This is a genomic window from Pseudomonas sp. PA-4-8C (assembly GCF_021606625.1).
GTDB classification, from domain to species: Bacteria; Pseudomonadota; Gammaproteobacteria; order Pseudomonadales; family Pseudomonadaceae; genus Aquipseudomonas; species Aquipseudomonas lactis.
Genome location: NZ_WKCD01000042.1, coordinates 1 through 15,354, shown reverse-complemented (window position 1 = coordinate 15,354; position 15,354 = coordinate 1). Strand labels below are relative to the sequence as shown.

11 protein-coding genes and 3 tRNA genes are annotated in these 15,354 nt (G+C 62.0%); all 14 read left to right on the top strand.

Annotated elements, in window-relative coordinates; all coding sequences use genetic code 11:
- The first annotated feature begins 87 nt into the window (after nt 1-87).
- Nucleotides 88-2,607 (top strand): FimV/HubP family polar landmark protein, encoded by a 2,520-nt coding sequence (locus GIW04_RS10065; RefSeq protein ID WP_120248920.1) that lies wholly within the window; start codon nt 88-90, stop codon nt 2,605-2,607.
- Nucleotides 2,608-2,809: 202 nt separating this feature from the next.
- Complete coding sequence (truA, locus tag GIW04_RS10060; RefSeq protein WP_003192549.1) at nt 2,810-3,634, top strand: tRNA pseudouridine(38-40) synthase TruA; 825 nt, start codon at nt 2,810-2,812, stop codon at nt 3,632-3,634.
- A 63-nt stretch (nt 3,635-3,697) separates the two neighbouring features.
- Complete coding sequence (locus tag GIW04_RS10055; protein WP_003192547.1) at nt 3,698-4,330, top strand: phosphoribosylanthranilate isomerase; 633 nt, start codon at nt 3,698-3,700, stop codon at nt 4,328-4,330.
- 245 nt (nt 4,331-4,575) lie between these two features.
- A complete protein-coding gene (gene accD, locus GIW04_RS10050) occupies nt 4,576-5,496 on the top strand; it encodes an acetyl-CoA carboxylase, carboxyltransferase subunit beta (protein WP_003192545.1) in 921 nt (306 codons plus the stop codon).
- Nucleotides 5,493-6,800, top strand: coding sequence for a bifunctional tetrahydrofolate synthase/dihydrofolate synthase (gene folC, locus GIW04_RS10045; RefSeq protein ID WP_120248919.1), 1,308 nt, complete (start codon nt 5,493-5,495; stop codon nt 6,798-6,800). Before accD ends, folC begins: the two co-directional genes overlap by 4 nt.
- Nucleotides 6,784-7,440 (top strand): SPOR domain-containing protein, encoded by a 657-nt coding sequence (locus tag GIW04_RS10040; RefSeq protein ID WP_003192540.1) that lies wholly within the window; start codon nt 6,784-6,786, stop codon nt 7,438-7,440. Before folC ends, GIW04_RS10040 begins: the two co-directional genes overlap by 17 nt.
- Nucleotides 7,441-7,682: 242 nt before the next feature.
- Complete coding sequence (locus tag GIW04_RS10035) at nt 7,683-8,240, top strand: CvpA family protein (RefSeq protein WP_003192538.1); 558 nt, start codon at nt 7,683-7,685, stop codon at nt 8,238-8,240.
- A 41-nt stretch (nt 8,241-8,281) separates the two neighbouring features.
- Nucleotides 8,282-9,787: an amidophosphoribosyltransferase gene (gene purF / locus GIW04_RS10030; protein WP_003192537.1), complete on the top strand. Its 1,506-nt coding sequence runs from the start codon at nt 8,282-8,284 to the stop codon at nt 9,785-9,787.
- 65 nt (nt 9,788-9,852) lie between these two features.
- Nucleotides 9,853-11,064 carry an O-succinylhomoserine sulfhydrylase gene (locus GIW04_RS10025; RefSeq protein ID WP_003192536.1) on the top strand — a complete coding sequence of 404 codons (1,212 nt, stop codon included), beginning with the start codon at nt 9,853-9,855 and terminating at the stop codon, nt 11,062-11,064.
- Between the two features lie 11 nt (nt 11,065-11,075).
- A complete protein-coding gene (locus GIW04_RS10020) occupies nt 11,076-11,840 on the top strand; it encodes an SDR family oxidoreductase (RefSeq protein ID WP_003192533.1) in 765 nt (254 codons plus the stop codon).
- A gap of 108 nt (nt 11,841-11,948) precedes the next feature.
- Nucleotides 11,949-12,024, top strand: a tRNA-Val gene (locus GIW04_RS10015).
- 55 nt (nt 12,025-12,079) lie between these two features.
- A tRNA-Asp gene (locus GIW04_RS10010) sits at nt 12,080-12,156 on the top strand.
- A 105-nt stretch (nt 12,157-12,261) separates the two neighbouring features.
- Nucleotides 12,262-12,338: transfer RNA gene (locus GIW04_RS10005), tRNA-Asp, on the top strand.
- 388 nt (nt 12,339-12,726) lie between these two features.
- On the top strand, nt 12,727-15,354 hold a 2,628-nt coding region (locus tag GIW04_RS10000), incomplete at its 3' end, for a xanthine dehydrogenase family protein molybdopterin-binding subunit (RefSeq protein WP_236478972.1).

Genomic DNA, 15,354 nt, shown 5'->3' with positions numbered 1-15,354 from the left:
TCGGTGACCTATCGGCTCGCCATGCCTAATGGCAGCGGTTACCAACCTTCTCGCAGGGCGGGAAGCGTTCAAACAAAGGATGAGGCTATGGTTCAAGTTCGCAAACTGGTGTTAGCAATAGCGGCCGCCTCGGCGCTGTCCTCCGGTATGGCGCAGGCGCTGCAACTTGGGGAGATGACCCTCAAGTCGAAGTTGAACCAGCCGCTGTCCGTGGAAATCGAATTGCGCGATGTGGGCGGCCTTACGGCGTCCGAGATCACCCCTAGCCTGGCGTCGGCCCAGGCCTTCGTGGATGCGGGTGTCGACCGCCAGGCGTTCCTCGACGACCTGACGTTCACCCCGGTGATCAACCCCGAAGGTCGCAGCGTGGTGCGCGTGACCTCCAGCAAGCCTCTGCCCGATTCCTATGTGCGCTTCCTCATGCAGGTGCAATGGCCCAATGGCCGTTTGATGCGTGACTACAGCGTACTGCTCGACCCGGCCAAGTTCGATCAGCCAGCGCCGACGGCGAGCGCGCCGGCCAGTACCGCGCCAGCCGCCAGCGCGCCTGCCCAGCACACCACCACGTCCCGCGACACCTTGTGGGAAATTGCCGCAAAGAACCGCAATGGCGCCTCGGTCCAGCAAACGATGCTGGCCATCCAGGCGCTTAACCCGGATGCCTTTGTCGACGGCAATATCAACCGCCTGAAAACCGGCCAGGTCCTGCGCCTGCCAGATACCACGCAAAGTACAGCGCTGGCGCAGCCGCAAGCGATTGCCGAAGTGAGCGCGCAGAACGCCGCCTGGCGCCAGGGCCGCCGTGGCCCTCAGAGTCAAGTGGCCGGCAAGCCGCAGTTGGACGCGACCAAACGCACCCAGGCCGGCAATGCGCCGTCGAGCACCCAGGCCAAGGACAATTTGAGCCTGGTGTTGGCCGAAGCCGCCAAGAAAGGTGGAAAGGGCACCGTCGGTGACAGCCGCGCCCTGAGCGACAAGCTGGCAATGACCCAGGAAGAGCTCGACACCACGCGGCGCGACAACGAAGAACTGAAAAGCCGTGCCGCCGATTTGCAAAGCCAGTTGGACAAGCTGCAAAAGCTGATCCAGCTCAAGAATGACCAGTTGGCTCGTTTGCAGGCGCAAACGGGTGAACCACAGACCGCCGCGATGCCCGCGCAGTTGCCGGGTGAACCTGCAGCCGAGCCGGCAGCTCCCGCTGCAACACCAGCGCCAGCGCCTGAACCGGTTAAGCCAGCTGCCGCGCCGGCCAGCACTGAAGGCAAGTTCAACGACCTGCTGACCAACCCGATTGTGCTCGGCATCCTTGGCGGTGCGGCCCTGTTGGTGGTGTTGCTGCTTCTGCTGCTGTGGGCACGCCATCGCAATGCTCGTCGCGAAGAAGAGAAGCATCTGCGCATGGCGCGGGCGTTGGCCGAAGAGCCTGAGTTCGTTTCCAATATCGATCAAGACCTGCCGCCTGACAGCTTCGAGGGTCTTGAAGTACCGCCGCCGAGCGTCAAGCTCGACACCGCAACGCCGCCAGCACCCGCGCCTGCACCGGTGGTTGAGACGGTTGTGGCACCGACGGTCGCCTCTGTGCTGGCGCCGTTGGCGGTTGCCGTGGCTCAGGAAAATTCCAGCGACGCCCTGGCCCAGGCCCAGTCCCATATCGACCGTGGCCACCTGAACCAGGCGGCGGATGTGCTTGAACAAGCCATCAAGCGCGAGCCCAAACGTAGCGACCTGCGTTTGAAGCTGATGGAAGTCTATGGCCTGCAGAACAACAAGGACGGGTTCGTTACCCAAGAGCGCCAGTTGGTGGCCAACGGTGAGAACCATGCCCAGGTCGAGCAGCTCAAGGCGCGTTTCCCGGCCATGGCCGTGTTGGCCGCGGGTGTCAGTGCCGCAGTGGCCGCCGCAGCCCTGGATGCGCAGTACGTCAAGGACCTGCTCGACGACAAGCCGACCCCAGCCCCGCAGGCAGATACCTTCGACACCGATTTCGACCTGAGCCTGGATGACCTGGAAGCTGCCTCGCCGGCCGAGATCGCGCAAGACCAGCAAACCTTTGAATCGCTGCTCAAACAACAGACCGAGCCCAAGGCCGATGCGCCGGACCTGTCGGACTTTGACCTGGACCTGCAGTTGGACCCGCCCGCGTCGCAATCCGATGACGACTTCCTGTCGGGCCTGGAAGGGCAGATCAAGGATGTACCGCCGGTAGAGCCGCCGACCCTGACGCCGGCTGCGCTGGACGAATTCGACCTCCCGGAAGACTTTGACCTGTCGCTGGCGGATGAGCCGAGCGCGCCTGCGGCCAAGTCCGATGCCTTCGCTTCGGAGCTGGACGACGTCAATGCTGAGCTGGATCGTTTGTCCCAGAGCCTGGAACATCCGCCGATCGGGCCTTCCTTCACAGCTGAAGATGCCGCGCTGGGTGCTGAGGACGAGCCAGAGTTCGATTTCCTCTCCGGCACCAATGAAGTGGCCACCAAGCTTGACCTGGCCCAGGCGTACATCGACATGGGCGATGCCGAAGGCGCGAAAGACATCCTGTCTGAAGTGCTGACCGAAGGCGACGAAGGTCAGCGTAGCGAAGCCAAGGAAATGCTCGGCCGAATCTAACGGCCGACGCAGAAAAATGTGGGGCTTGCTCGCGAATGCGGTGGTTCAGCTGCTGATGTGCTGGATGATACGGCGCATTCGCGAGCAAGCCCGCTCCCACATTTAAAGTCCACTCATGCACCCTGACGCCCTATAATGCCCGCCTTTGCGCAACTCATCAGGCTCACAGTTCTTGGCAAATATAGATAACGCGGCTGCCGAAATGGCGGCCGCAGGCTTTTACCGCATCGCCCTGGGCGTGGAATACAAAGGCTCGCGCTATCGCGGCTGGCAGCGTCAGGCCTCCGGGGTGCTGACGGTGCAGGAAACCCTGGAAAATGCCCTGTCCAAAGTCGCCAACTCGCCGGTGTCGCTGATGTGTGCCGGGCGTACCGACGCTGGTGTACACGCGTGTGGCCAAGTGGTGCACTTCGACACCCAGGCCGAGCGTTCGATGAAGGCGTGGGTGATGGGGGCTAATATCAATTTGCCCCATGACGTCAGCGTCAGCTGGGCCAAGGTCATGCCGGCGCATTTCCACGCGCGTTTCAAGGCCATCGCCCGGCGTTACCGCTACGTGATCTACAACGATCAGATCCGCCCGGCGCACCTCAATGAAGAGATTACCTGGAACCACCGCCCGCTGGATGCCGAGCGCATGGCTGAAGCCGCGCAGCATCTGGTGGGGGTGCATGACTTCAGCGCCTTCCGTGCCGGCCAGTGCCAGGCCAAGTCGCCGATCAAGGAAGTCCACCACCTGCGGGTGACGCGGCACGGCAAGATGATCGTGCTGGATATCCGTGCCGGGGCCTTCCTGCATCATATGGTGCGCAATATCGCTGGGGTGCTGATGACCATCGGCACCGGTGAGCGCCCGGTGGAGTGGGCCAAGGAAGTGCTGGAAAGCCGCATTCGCCGCACGGGCGGGGTCACGGCGCATCCGTTCGGCCTGTATCTGGTGGATGTGGAGTACCGCGACGAGTTCGAACTGCCGGAACGCTTTATCGGGCCGCACTTCCTCACCGGTTTCAGCGAACTTGGCGGCTGACGCCCGGAAAAGCTTTTGTTACCATCCGGGACTTTCTCGGTCCAACCCTGAGGTTCCTACGACATGTCAGCCGTTCGCAGCAAGATTTGCGGGATTACCCGCATAGAAGACGCGCTGGCGGCAGTCGAAGCGGGGGCGGATGCCATTGGCCTGGTGTTTTATGCCAAGAGCCCACGGGCGGTGAATGTGCTGCAGGCGCGGGCGATTATCGCTGCGTTGCCGCCCTTTGTGACCACCGTGGGGCTGTTCGTGAACGCCAGCCGCTGTGAGCTCAATGAAACCCTGGATGCGGTGCCGCTGGATATGTTGCAGTTTCACGGCGACGAATCGCCAGAGGAATGCGAAAGCTATCAGCGCCCGTACATCAAGGCGTTGCGGGTCAAGGCCGGGGACGATATCGCCGCAGCCTGCGCCGCGTATGCCGGCGCTCGCGGGATTCTGCTGGACACCTACGTCGAAGGCGTACCCGGTGGTACGGGCGAGGCGTTTGACTGGTCGCTGATTCCCGAGGGTTTGAGCAAGCCAGTTATCCTCGCGGGTGGGCTCACCCCTGAGAACGTCCAGGCGGCCATCGAACAGGTCCGGCCGTATGCCGTGGACGTCAGCGGTGGGGTGGAACAGGGCAAGGGGATCAAGGACCCGAGCAAGATTCGCGCGTTCATGCAGGCCGTGCGCAACAGCAGGGGTGGGATGTGACGGCTGGCAGTCTGCCGCCGTCCATAACTACCACTGTGTAAAACAGCCCGGCGCCGCCTGTGGGTGGCCCGGAAACGAAGTGGCAACCCTGCGCTGGCAGGTTGTCTGGAAGGCTGAGGATACGGGCGGGAAATGGCAGGTCCAACGTCTGACCCCGTCCCGCCTGTGTCATCGCCACATATGAATTTAGCTCAAGGGCATACGCGGGGCTGTGTTCAAGCCACCGGTACTGGAGAAAAGAAAGCATGAGCAACTGGTTAGTAGACAAACTGATCCCTTCGATCATGCGTTCCGAGGTGAAGAAAAGCTCGGTTCCTGAAGGTCTGTGGCACAAATGCCCATCCTGCGACGCGGTGCTGTATCGCCCGGAGCTGGAAAAGACCCTGGACGTTTGCCCCAAGTGCAACCACCACATGCGTATTGGCGCACGCGCCCGTATCGACATCTTCCTGGATGCCGACGGCCGTAATGAGCTGGGCGCCGACCTGGAGCCGGTTGACCGTCTCAAGTTCCGCGACAGCAAGAAGTACAAGGACCGTCTGGTCGGCGCGCAGAAGCAGACCGGCGAGAAAGACGCGCTGATTTCGGTCAGCGGTAAGCTGCTGGGCATGCCAGTGGTGGTCTCGGCCTTCGAATTCTCCTTCATGGGCGGCTCCATGGGTGCCATCGTCGGTGAGCGCTTTGTTCGCGCTGCCAACTATGCCCTGGAAAACCGTTGCCCGATGATCTGCTTCGCCGCCTCTGGTGGTGCGCGTATGCAGGAAGCCCTGATTTCCCTGATGCAAATGGCCAAGACCTCGGCGGTACTGGCGCGTCTGCGTGAAGAAGGCATCCCGTTCATCTCCGTGCTGACCGACCCGGTCTACGGCGGCGTGTCCGCCAGCCTGGCGATGTTGGGCGATGTGATCGTTGGCGAGCCTAAAGCGCTGATCGGCTTTGCCGGCCCACGTGTGATCGAGCAGACCGTGCGGGAAAAACTGCCGGAAGGCTTCCAGCGCAGCGAGTTCCTGCTGGAGCACGGTGCGATCGACCTGATCATCCCGCGTGGCGAATTGCGCCCGCGCCTGGGCAGCCTGCTTGCGCAAATGATGGGCCTGCCGACGCCTGTGTACATCGCGCCTAAGGTCGAGCCGATCGTCGTGCCGCCGGTGCCTGCAAACCTATGACCCAACGAACCCTGGGCGAATGGCTCGCCTACCTTGAGCAGTTGCATCCGTCCGCCATCGACATGGGCCTGGAGCGCTCGCAACAGGTAGCGGCCCGCCTCGGGTTGGGCCGGCCGGCACCGCGTGTGATCACGGTGACCGGCACCAACGGCAAAGGCTCCACCTGTGCCTTTGTCGCCGCGCTGTTGCAGGCCCAGGGCCTCAAGGTCGGCGTGTACAGCTCGCCGCACCTGCTGCGCTACAACGAGCGGGTGCAGCTCAATGGCGTAGAGGCCACTGATGCCCAGCTGTGCGAAGCCTTTGCTGCGCTGGAGGCCGGGCGTGGCGACATCTCCCTGACCTATTTCGAGATGGGCACCCTGGCGGCGTTCTGGCTGTTCGAGCGTGCGCAACTGGATGTGGTCGTGCTGGAAGTCGGCCTCGGCGGGCGCCTGGATACGGTCAATGTGGTGGATGCCGACCTGGCCCTGGTGACCAGCATAGGTGTCGATCATGCTGACTACCTGGGCAATACCCGCGAATCGGTGTCTTTTGAAAAGGCCGGGATCTTCCGCCAGGGCCGTCCGGCTCTGTGCGGTGACCTGGATCCGCCGCAACCCTTGCTGGACAAGGCGCGCGAACTGGATTGCCCGTTCTACCTGCGCGGTCGCGAATTCACTCTGGACATCGGCGACACCCATTGGCAATGGCGTGGGCAGGATGCACGTGGCCAACGGGTAGAGCTGCTTGATTTACCGTTGCTGAACCTGCCGATGGAAAACGCCGCGCTCGCGCTGCAAGCCTATCTGCTGCTGGACCTGCCGTGGGATGCCGCGCAGATTGCCGCGACCTTGCTGGCAACCAAAGTGGTGGGGCGCCTGGATCGCCGAACCTTCGACTGGCAAGGCAAGCGCCTGAGCCTGATGTTGGATGTGGGCCATAACCCCCATGCTGCGCAGTACTTGGCTCAGCGTCTGGCGCGTACCCCGCCGTTGGAGCGTCGCCTGGCGGTGTTCGGGTTGTTGGTCGACAAGGACCTGGACGGCGTGGTTGCGCCACTGCTGGGCAGCGTCCAGTCTTGGGCTGTTGCGCCGCTGGATACGCCGCGCAGCCGTCCCGCCGCTGAGCTGGAAACTGCCTTGCAGAACCTTGGCGCGCCGGTGGCGTCGTATGCAAGCGTCACTGCGGCCCTGGAGGCGCAGTGTGCGGTAGCGACGGCCGAGGACGAAATCCTGTTGTTCGGATCATTTTATTGTGTTGCCGAGGCGCTTGAATGGCTGGCCCGGCGCTCCACGGAGGAAGCTGCACATGGCATTACTGGATAGCGCATACAAGCAGCGAATGGTCGGGGCCTTGGTGCTGGTGGCGTTGGCGGTAATCTTTCTGCCGATGCTGTTCTCCCGCCAGGACGAACAGCGTCAGGTGGTGGTTGAAGCCCCTGCCGCGCCCCAGGCACCGGTGGTGCCGCAGGTTCAGGTCGAGCCGGTGGTGGTGCCTGAGCCCCAGGCGTTGCCGCAAGAACCTGTGCCCACCGATGAAGACGTTGCCGCGCAAGAGGCGCCCTCGATGCCGGTGCAGCCGAGTGTCCCGGTGGTCAAGCCGACCCCGGCACCGGCCGTTGCTGCCAAGCCGGCCGCCCCTGCGCCAGTGCCCAAACCGGTAGCGCCGCAGCCTGCGGCACCGGGCAAGCCGGATGTGGGCCAGAGCCGCATCGACCCTAATGGCCTGCCGATCAGTTGGTCGATCCAACTGGCCAGCCTGGCCAACCGCGAAAGTGCTGACGCCCTGCAGAAAAAGCTGCGAGCCCAGGGTTATAACGCTTATATCCGCAGCGCCGACGGCAAGAACCGGGTGTTTGTCGGGCCGCTGATCGAGCGTGCCGAGGCAGATCGCCTGCGCGATCTGCTGGGTCGCCAGCAGAACCTCAACGGTTTCGTGGTGCGTTTCCAGCCCGAGCGCGGCTGAACGGGCAATATGCTCTAAATGTGGGAGCTGGCTTGCCTGCGATGGCGGTGGTTCAATCGACAACGATGTCGAATGTGCCGCCCTCATCGCAGGCAAGCCAGCTCCCACATTGATTTATGGTGGGCTTGAAATGGCGTTCACACCGCCCAATCTATTGATTTGCAAAGCACCCGCAATCACCGCTTACCGATAGCCCGGCGCTCTGCTAAAATGCGCCGCCTTATCCGTACGTAGGCTGCACTGTGCCATTTACCTGGGTTGATTGGGCGATCGTTGCAATCGTCGCCATCTCCGCTTTGATCAGTCTAAGCCGCGGCTTCGTAAAAGAAGCACTGTCGTTGCTGACCTGGATCATCGCAGGAGTCGTAGCCTGGATGTTCGGTGGTTCGCTGTCGGTCTACCTGGCCGGGTACATAGAGACACCTTCGGCTCGCGTCATCGCGGGCTGCGCCATCATGTTCATCGCCACGCTGTTGGTGGGGGCAATGGTCAATTATCTTATTGGCGAGTTGATACGTGTCACCGGCCTTTCCGGGACCGATCGATTTCTCGGCATGGCCTTCGGGGCTGCGCGTGGCGCGCTGCTGGTGGTCGTGGCGGTCGGGCTGTTGAGCCTGGGGCCGGTACAGCAGGATTCGTGGTGGCAGGAGTCGGTACTCGTGCCAAAATTTCTATTGGTTGCAGACTGGTCCAAAAACCTCATATTGGGGTGGAGCAGTCAGTGGCTGGCCAGCGGAATCAGCGTACCCGCTGATCTTCCGTTCAAGGAACACCTCTTGCCGGCCAAAACGCCTCAGTAAGCTGTGTTCAGTCAAGATTCATTAAGTAGGGGTTGCGTCGCATGTGTGGCATCGTCGGTATCGTCGGTAAGTCGAACGTCAATCAGGCGCTGTATGACGCGCTAACCGTCCTCCAGCACCGCGGCCAGGACGCTGCCGGTATTGTGACCAGCCACGACGGCCGGTTATTCCTGCGCAAGGACAATGGCCTGGTGCGTGACGTGTTCCATCAGCGTCACATGCAGCGCCTCGTCGGGCACATGGGCATTGGTCATGTGCGTTACCCGACTGCCGGTAGCTCGACCTCGGCCGAAGCTCAACCGTTCTACGTCAACTCGCCTTACGGCATTACCTTGGCGCACAACGGTAACCTGACCAACGTTGAACAACTGGCCAAGGAGATCTACGAATCTGACCTGCGCCACGTCAACACCAGCTCCGATTCGGAAGTGCTGCTCAACGTGTTCGCCCACGAGCTGGCCCAGCGCGGCAAGCTGCAGCCGACCGAAGAAGACGTGTTCGCCGCCGTGATCGATGTGCACAACCGTTGCGTCGGTGGTTATGCGGTGGTGGCGATGATCACCGGTTACGGCATCGTCGGTTTCCGCGACCCCCACGGCATTCGCCCGATCGTGTTCGGCCAGCGTCACACCGACGAAGGCGTCGAGTACATGATCGCTTCTGAAAGCGTGTCCCTGGACGTGCTGGGCTTCACCCTGATCCGCGACCTGGCGCCGGGCGAAGCTGTCTACATCACTGAGGACGGCAAGCTGCACACCCGTCAGTGCGCCGTAGCGCCGAAACTCACCCCGTGCATCTTCGAACACGTCTACCTGGCGCGCCCGGATTCGATCATCGACGGCGTCTCGGTCTACAAGGCGCGCCTGCGCATGGGCGAGAAGCTGGCCGAGAAGATCCTGCGCGAGCGCCCCGAGCACGATATCGACGTGGTCATCCCGATCCCGGACACCAGCCGTACCGCTGCGCTGGAGCTGGCCAACCATTTGGGCGTCAAGTTCCGCGAAGGCTTCGTGAAGAACCGCTACATCGGCCGTACCTTCATCATGCCCGGCCAGGCGGCGCGCAAGAAGTCGGTACGCCAGAAGCTCAACGCCATTGAGCTCGAGTTCCGCGGCAAGAACGTGATGCTGGTGGATGACTCCATCGTGCGCGGCACCACCTGCAAGCAGATCATCCAGATGGCCCGCGAAGCCGGGGCGAAGAACGTGTACTTCTGTTCCGCCGCGCCTGCGGTGCGTTACCCGAACGTGTACGGTATCGACATGCCGAGCGCCCATGAGTTGATCGCTCATAATCGTTCTACCCAGGATGTAGCCGACCTGATCGGCGCCGACTGGCTGATCTACCAGGACCTGCCGGACCTGATCGAAGCGGTTGGCGGTGGCAAGATCAAGATCGAGCAGTTCGACTGCGCCGTGTTCGACGGCAAGTACGTCACCGGCGATGTCGACGAAGCCTACCTGAACAAGATCGAGCAGGCGCGCAACGACTCGTCGAAGATCAAGACCCAGGCGGTCAGCGCGATCATCGACCTGTATAACAACTGAGTAAACACCGGCCCTGAGGGGCCGGTTTTGTATCTTAAATAAAGAATTGAATAAGGAGTCGCAGCATGAGTCAGGAATGGGATGCCGGTCGGTTGGACAGCGACCTCGATGGCGTAGCTTTCGATACCCTGGCTGTGCGCGCCGGCCAGCACCGTACCCCGGAAGGTGAACACGGCGACCCGATGTTCTTCACCTCCAGCTACGTGTTCCGTACTGCCGCCGATGCCGCTGCGCGCTTTGCCGGCGAAGTGCCGGGCAACGTGTATTCGCGCTACACCAACCCGACCGTGCGCGCGTTCGAAGAGCGTATCGCGGCCCTGGAAGGTGCCGAGCAGGCCGTGGCGACTGCCACCGGCATGGCGGCCATCCTGGCGGTGGTGATGAGCCTGTGCAGCGCCGGCGACCATGTGCTGGTATCGCGCAGCGTGTTCGGCTCGACCATCAGCCTGTTCGAAAAGTACTTCAAGCGTTTCGGTATTGAAGTGGACTACGTACCCCTGGCGGACCTGTCCGGTTGGGAGGCGGCCATCAAGGCCAATACCAAGCTGTTGTTCGTCGAATCGCCGTCCAACCCGCTCGCTGAGCTGGTGGACATCGCTGCGCTGTCCGAAGTCGCGCATGCCAAAGGCGCGATGCTGGTGGTGGACAACTGCTTCTGCACCCCGGCCTTGCAGCAGCCGCTGAAGCTGGGTGCGGACATCGTGGTGCACTCGGCAACCAAGTTCATCGACGGCCAGGGCCGTTGCATGGGCGGCGTGGTGGCTGGTCGCAGCGAGCAGATGAAGGAAGTGGTGGGCTTTCTGCGCACCGCTGGCCCGACCCTGAGCCCGTTCAACGCCTGGATCTTCCTCAAAGGCCTGGAAACCCTCAGCCTGCGCATGAAAGCCCATTGCGCCAACGCCCAAGCCCTGGCCGAGTGGCTGGAACAACAGGACGGTATCGAGAAGGTGCATTACGCCGGCCTCAAGAGCCACCCGCAACACGCCTTGGCCCAGCGCCAGCAGCGTGGTTTCGGTGCGGTGGTGAGTTTCGAAGTGAAGGGCGGCAAAGACGGCGCCTGGCGCTTTATCGACGCGACGCGCTTGATCTCCATTACCGCCAACCTGGGTGACAGCAAGACCACCATCACCCACCCGAGCACCACCTCCCACGGGCGCCTGGCGCCCCAGGAGCGTGAAGCGGCCGGCATCCGTGACAGCCTGATCCGCATTGCGGTGGGCCTGGAAGACATTGCCGACTTGCAGGCAGACCTGGCCCGCGGGCTGGCGGCCTTGTGATCGAGTGGTCCATGGAGGCCGCAGCGGCCAGTAACGGGCGCGTGGCGTTGGTGACGGGCGCGGCGCGGGGCATTGGCCTCGGGATTGCCGCGTGGCTGATCAGTGAAGGCTGGCAGGTGGTGCTGACCGACCTGGACCGCGAGCGCGGTGCCAAGGTGTCCAAGGTGCTGGGCGACAATGCCTGGTTTATCACCATGGACGTGGCCGACGAGAAGCAAGTGGCCCAGGGTGTCGCCGAGGTGCTGGGGCAGTTCGGGCGCCTGGACGCGCTGGTTTGCAATGCGGCGGTGGCCGACCCGCGCAATATCACCCTGGAAAGCCTCGACCTGGCGTACTGGAATCGCGTGCTGGCGGTCAACCTCAGCGGGCCGATGCTGTTGGCCAAGCACTGCGCGCCTTACCTGCGTGCCCATGGCGGTGCCATCGTCAACCTGGCTTCGACCCGGGCGCGTCAATCCGAGCCTGACACCGAAGCCTATGCGGCCAGCAAAGGTGGGCTGTTGGCCCTGACCCACGCCCTGGCCATGAGCCTTGGGCCGGAAGTGCGGGTCAATGCGGTCAGCCCTGGCTGGATCGACGCACGTGACCCGGCTGCACGGCGTGCAGAACCGCTCACCGACGCCGATCATGCCCAGCATCCGGCGGGCAGGGTGGGGACGGTGGAGGACGTGGCGGCGATGGTGGCCTGGTTGCTGTCACGCCAGGCCGGGTTCGTCACCGGGCAAGAGTTCGTGGTGGACGGCGGCATGAGCAAGAAGATGATTTACAGCGAGTAGGGCCGGTAGCCGTCTTGAAGTCATTTTTGTCTTTTTCAGAAAAACTTCAAGCAGGCTATTGACTTAGGTCCGCTACCTGCGTAAATTTCGCGGCCTCAACGAAGCAAAGGGTGATTAGCTCAGCTGGGAGAGCATCTGCCTTACAAGCAGAGGGTCGGCGGTTCGATCCCGTCATCACCCACCACTTCTTGAGAGTTTTGCCCTCGGGCAAGACGCAACGTTAAAGGTTGCACCGACGCGCAGCGGTAGTTCAGTCGGTTAGAATACCGGCCTGTCACGCCGGGGGTCGCGGGTTCGAGTCCCGTCCGCTGCGCCATATTTTCCAGGTTCGATGTGTCGGGCTTGAGATTGAACAGCCAAGGCTGATCAGTCAGATGTTTAAAGGTGGTTGAGGGTTCATGCTCAATCAGCCAAGCGATACGCAGCGGTAGTTCAGTCGGTTAGAATACCGGCCTGTCACGCCGGGGGTCGCGGGTTCGAGTCCCGTCCGCTGCGCCATATCTGCCTCAAGGCCCACTGAACGCCTTGAAGCACAAGGAAAGCCACTGGCTCACCTTGATCGGATAGCAAAGACCCTGGTCGAAAGACCGGGGTTTTTTGTGTCTGGGGGTTTGAAAAAAACCTCATCTTCTTCGCTACCACCAGCGCTCATTATCGGCAAACGGCCGACAGATCATTTCGATTCTGTCGGCCGTTTTGCGTTCTTGTGTCAAAAAATTTCAATGTGGTTATTTGCCGCAGGCGCAGAAACCTTTAAAGTTAACCCTTCGGTCAACTTTGCACTGTCATCATGGCCTTTTGATTCGTCGAGAAAGGCTTCTGCAAGTCTCCAGATTCGGTGTACTTAACCATAAGGGCGGATTTATAACCGCTCAGAGGATGATCCATGTCCAACCGTGAAATAACCCGGCGCTCGTTCCTCCAGGGCGGGCTGGTGGCGGGTGTGAGTGTCACGCTCACGCCGCTCAGCACCCAGGCGCTGGCTGCCTTGATGGAAAACAGCGTGACCGTGCCGTCTGAAAAGTGGCTCGGCCATAACGGCAAGGCGCGCCAGCGTAACGATGCCTTGTCGAAAGTCTGCGGCAGCAAGGTGTTTGCCCGCGACATCCGTTCCAAGGACATGCCGGGCTGGCCCCAGCAGCAAGGTCACGCCATGTTGCTTAAAACCATCAAGGCCGACCACATCTACGCGGGCTACGACCTGTCGTGGCTTGGCGCCGATCTGCAGCCGGACCGTATTGTCACCGCTGCCGACCTGGACAAGGACGGTATCGTCTTCCCGGAAGAGCATGCGCCGGACCCGTTGCTGCCCGAGGGTAAAGTGCCGATGTTCATCGGTCACCCGGTGGCGATCCTGATCTGGAACGACTTCGAGCGTTTCCGTCAGGCCAAGAACAAGCTCAAGTTCAATGACAAGGCGATTCGTTACGGCGCCAAAGTGCCGTATTACGAAGGCGACCCCTACGGCAGCTTCCGCTATGTGCGCGTGGGTGGCGCGACCTCGGCCGATGAAGACGAATTCGCCAGTCTCAAGGATTCGATCCTGTTCCCGATGCTGAAAAATCGTCGCCCGGTGTGGAATTCCCAGCCAAACCTGCACGGCAACCTGACCGAGCGCGGGTTGTTCTACGCCGAGCGCATGAAGAGCCAGATCAGCACGCCGCCGGACAACTGGCTGGTGTTTGACGAGCGCTACAAAACCCCATCGATCGAACCGGCCGCCATGGAGCCGGACAACGGCAACGGTTGGTACGATCCGGCGACCAAGACCCTACACTTTGTGGTGGCCACCCAGTGCCCATTGGAAGTCGCGACCGAGACCGCCAAAATGATCTCGCCGTCGAGCTTCGGCCTGGCCCACTTGAACATGCACCCGGGTTACACCGTGGGGTACGGCTCCAAAGACCACAACATTTTCGTCTACTACGCCGCCCTCGCTGCGTTGTATGGCGCCGGCGTGCCGGTGCGTCTGGCCAATGACCGTTACGAGCAATTCCAGAGCGGCATCAAACGCCACCCGTTCGATATTCGCTATCAGTTGGCGGTCGACAAAAACGACCACAGTTTCAAAATTTTCCTCGCCGACATGAGCGTCGACGGCGGTGGCCGGATCAACTACAGCCCATCGGTGGCTGCGGTCGGCGCCACGGCGGCGCAGTCGATCTACTACATGCCGCAGAACGACCTGCAAGTGACCGCGTACCACTCCCGTGGCGTTGAAGCCGGTTCGATGCGGGGCTACGGCACCCTGCAAAGCATGGCGGCGACCGAAATGATGGTCGACGAAATCGCCGGGCGCCTGGGTGTGGATGCCATTGAGCTGCGGCGCAAGAACGCACTGCGTTCGGGCATGAAGAACACCCAGGGCGCGATCCCTGCCGGTGCGTTGCGCCTGCACGAAATTCTCGACAAGGCCGCTGTGCACGACGTGTGGAAAAACCGCGACGCGATCAAGCAACAACGCGAAGCCGCAGATCCGGATAACTGGTATGGCGTTGGTTTCGCCATCTGCCAGAAAGACTTCGGCACCGGTTCCGAAGCGCCGATGGCCAGTGTCGAATTCAGCGCTGACGGCCGCATCAGCCTGCGCCACATCGGCATCGAAATCGGCACCGGCATGTCCACTTCGCAATCGCTGGTGGTCGCCGATTTCCTCGGCAGCCCGGCCCACGAAGTAAAAACTGGCGAAACAGAGTGGCAGGAAATGCAGCTGGTCACCGGCGGCAACCCCTACACCATGAGCCAGGCCGAGCAGGACACCCTGCTGCGCAACCCGCGTTGGGTGGGCAAGCTCGCTTCGGCGTCTTCGGCGACCAACTCGGCGTACTACTTCAGCCATGCCACCCGTGAAGCGGCGCGTGTGCTGTTCAACCACGGCCTGTGGCCAGCGGCGCTGGAGATCTGGCGCCAGGGCCCGTTTGGCGGCCAGGCCAACCCCTATGTTGTGCGCCGCGAAGACGCGCATTGGGTCGACGGCAAGCTCACCGCCAACGGCATGCAGCCGTTGAGCTTTGAAGAGCTGGCCAAGCGTGCTCACGAGCGCGGCCTGGTCACCGCTGCCACGGTCCACGGGTTCAACCGCTGGAGCTGGGCCGAGGCTGAGTACAGCATCGACGGCGTGCGCGAGCGCCTGCCGCTCGACGGTCTGGCGGTGAAATACGGAGACGGCGCACCGAAAGCCAAGCAGGCGCTGATGAACACTGCCGGTTTCCACCTGCTCGATCGCCAGAACGTCAGCTATCCCGCCACCCAGTTGAACAACGCTGCGGTGACGTACTACAGCCCCGTCGCCACGTTGGTCGAGTTGAAGGTCAACAAGGGTTCGGCACAGGTCGAAGTGCTCAATCACCATTCGTGGATCGAGTGTGGTCGGGTGCTGGTTGAAGAATTGGTCAAGGGCCAGCTCGAAGGCGGTGTGGCCATGGGCATCGGTCACGCCTTGATGGAAGAAATGCCGCTGTACGAAGGCGGGCCGGGGGAGGGTGACTGGAACTTCAACCGCTACCGCCTGCCA

Bases quoted from the DNA above. Each gene is read 5' to 3' on its own strand.
- GIW04_RS10065 (WP_120248920.1), top strand. From the start codon at position 88: ATGGTTCAAGTTCGCAAACTGGTGTTAGCAATAGCGGCCGCCTCGGCG.
- truA (WP_003192549.1), top strand. From the start codon at position 2,810: ATGGCGGCCGCAGGCTTTTACCGCATCGCCCTGGGCGTGGAATACAAA.
- GIW04_RS10055 (WP_003192547.1), top strand. From the start codon at position 3,698: ATGTCAGCCGTTCGCAGCAAGATTTGCGGGATTACCCGCATAGAAGAC.
- accD (WP_003192545.1), top strand. From the start codon at position 4,576: ATGAGCAACTGGTTAGTAGACAAACTGATCCCTTCGATCATGCGTTCC.
- folC (WP_120248919.1), top strand. From the start codon at position 5,493: ATGACCCAACGAACCCTGGGCGAATGGCTCGCCTACCTTGAGCAGTTG.
- GIW04_RS10040 (WP_003192540.1), top strand. From the start codon at position 6,784: ATGGCATTACTGGATAGCGCATACAAGCAGCGAATGGTCGGGGCCTTG.
- purF (WP_003192537.1), top strand. From the start codon at position 8,282: ATGTGTGGCATCGTCGGTATCGTCGGTAAGTCGAACGTCAATCAGGCG.
- GIW04_RS10025 (WP_003192536.1), top strand. From the start codon at position 9,853: ATGAGTCAGGAATGGGATGCCGGTCGGTTGGACAGCGACCTCGATGGC.
- GIW04_RS10020 (WP_003192533.1), top strand. From the start codon at position 11,076: ATGGAGGCCGCAGCGGCCAGTAACGGGCGCGTGGCGTTGGTGACGGGC.